The 1,563-nt window shown below is 67.2% G+C and carries 2 protein-coding genes; both read left to right on the top strand.

Annotation, left to right across the window (positions count from 1 at the left end; all coding sequences use genetic code 11):
* The coding region (locus WT53_RS27215) for a tetratricopeptide repeat protein (protein WP_060262366.1) at positions 1–417 on the top strand (417 nt) is incomplete at its 5' end.
* Between the two features lie 121 nt (positions 418–538).
* Entirely contained in the window at positions 539–1,366 is an 828-nt protein-coding gene (locus WT53_RS27210; RefSeq protein ID WP_034205621.1) for a hypothetical protein, read from the top strand.
* The last annotated feature ends 197 nt before the right edge of the window (positions 1,367–1,563 follow it).

Below are 1,563 nucleotides of genomic sequence, written 5' to 3'. Positions count from 1 at the left end.
CCGCGCATCGCCGCGCTCAAGCAAACCGCGAAAACCCAGCCGAAGGCCGCCTACGATCTCGGCCTGCGCTACTTCCGCGGCGACGGCGTGCGCCAGGACAGCTACCAGGCGCTCAAGTGGATGCGCGAGGCCGCCGAACGCGGCGACCTGAACGCGCAGAAGGCGCTCGGCAGTTTCTACCTGTTCGGCCTCGAGGAAATGGGCTCGGATGCGCGCGAAGCGGAGAAGTGGCTGTCGATCGCGGCCGGCCGCGGCGACAAGGAATCGAAAAAACTGCTCGACCTCGCCCGCAAGGCGAAGAAAGAAGACGAAGAAGACTGGAAATGGCGCACGCAATGGCGTGACGTCTATTACGGCTACTGGTACTCGGGCTATCCGTACTACGGCGTCTGGCAGCAGACGTACTGGTATTACTGACCGGGCATCGAGCAACGGGGGCAGCCGCGGGGAGACCACCATCGCGCGCTACGCCGGGGGGCTTATCGAAGTTCGCACGAACACATAAGCCGAACAACGACTCTAATCGATCGACAACGACATGAAGACCAATCTTTCCCAACGTCTCGTTCAAGGTGCGCTGGTTGCAGCGCTTGGCGCGTCCGTCGCGGGGTGCGGCGGCGTGGTGACGCCCGGCGGGCAGAACGCCGGCGTGACGGGCGCGGCGGCAGGCGGCGCGAGCGCCGGCGCCGATTCGCAACTGCAGCGCTGCACGTCGCCGCTGGGCACGATCGCGGTCGACGACGGCCGCAACGCCGACTGGTGGGGCCCGTTCGGCAGCGCGACCAAGATGACGACGATCGACCCGCTGCTGCGCCTGGCGGTGCAGCAGTCGAACTGCTTCGTGATCACGTCGATCGGCAACCAGAAGAGCGACGCGCGCCTGTCGCGCATCACGCAACTGCAGCGCAATTCGGGCGAATACCGCGCGGGCTCGAAGCAGCAGAAGGGGCAGCGGGTCGCGGCCGACTACTACATGGAGCCGCAGATCGTGATCAACGACTCGCCGATCGGCGGGATCGGCAGCATGATCGGCGGGCTGATCGGCAACAGCGCGGTGGCAGCGGTGGCGGGCCACCTGCAGACGAAGGCGTCGGTGGTGACGCTGACGCTGTTCGACGTTCGCTCGGCGGTGCAGATCGCGGCGGCGGAAGGCAGCTCGACGGCGACCAACTACGGCGCGGCGCTGGGCGGCTTCGGCGGCGGCGTGGGCGGTGCGCTCGCGGGCTTCTCGGCGACGCCGGAAGGCAAGGCGACGGTCGTCGCGTTCATCGACGCGTACAACAAGATGGTCGTCGCGCTGCGCAGCTACAAGGCGCAGGACGTGAAGGGCGGGCTGGGCCGCGGCGGCCAGCTGCAGGTGAACTGACGTCGGCGGGCCGGCGGGAAGCCGCCGGCCGATTGCCGAGTCTCGCTTCCTGATTCGATTCGCGATTCGTGATGGTCGGTGCGTGCGGCGCGATGCGCGCGCGCCGGCTTCGTTCGTCCAGTTCGTTTGAAAGGGGACCCCGATGAAAGCCGCTGTACTGATTGCATTGACCTGCGTTGCGCTGACCGCTTGCGGCG

It is taken from the genome of Burkholderia sp. MSMB2157WGS (genome assembly GCF_001532755.1).
In the GTDB taxonomy this organism is placed as follows: Bacteria; Pseudomonadota; Gammaproteobacteria; order Burkholderiales; family Burkholderiaceae; genus Burkholderia.
Note: the sequence above shows the minus strand (reverse complement) of the source record. Positions and strands in the feature narration are given on the sequence as shown.